Here is a 398-nt window from a genome sequence, read left to right as displayed (position 1 = left end):
ACCTTGTCCGGTGCCGATCGCTATATCGCCGGCATCATCGAGCAGGCACTGACGCCTGCGCAGCGCGTCTCACTGTCGCTGAGCTTCCGCCGCATGCGGCAGAGCTTTTCCGAAGAAGCGGATGTGGCAGCGATCAATGCCTACTTGACCGAGCACACCGGGGACATCAGCCACAGGGCATTGACGGTAGGCGTGGACACATCGCCGCGCTCAACGTGGGAAACCAGCCTGTCACCCTACCTGGATGAGCTCCCGTTCATCCAGGCCGGCAAGGGCGAGCAAAGCGCGGTGAAGATGAAGCTGGCGATGCACGCGGCCGGCGCGGCTCACGTGCTGCTGATCGAGGAGCCGGAGAACCATCTGTCCTATTCCAGCATGACCCAGCTGATCGACAAGAT

The 398-nt window shown here is 62.1% G+C and carries 1 pseudogene; it reads left to right on the top strand.

Going from position 1 to position 398, the window contains the following annotated elements:
* Positions 1-398: pseudogene (locus I6F37_RS43335) on the top strand (ATP-dependent endonuclease); the annotation flags it as partial.

The sequence above is a fragment of the Bradyrhizobium sp. NBAIM08 genome (genome assembly GCF_020193935.1).
Taxonomy (GTDB): domain Bacteria; phylum Pseudomonadota; class Alphaproteobacteria; order Rhizobiales; family Xanthobacteraceae; genus Bradyrhizobium; species Bradyrhizobium yuanmingense.
The sequence above is the reverse complement of the archived record's forward strand: the minus strand, read 5'-3'. Positions and strand labels throughout refer to the sequence as shown.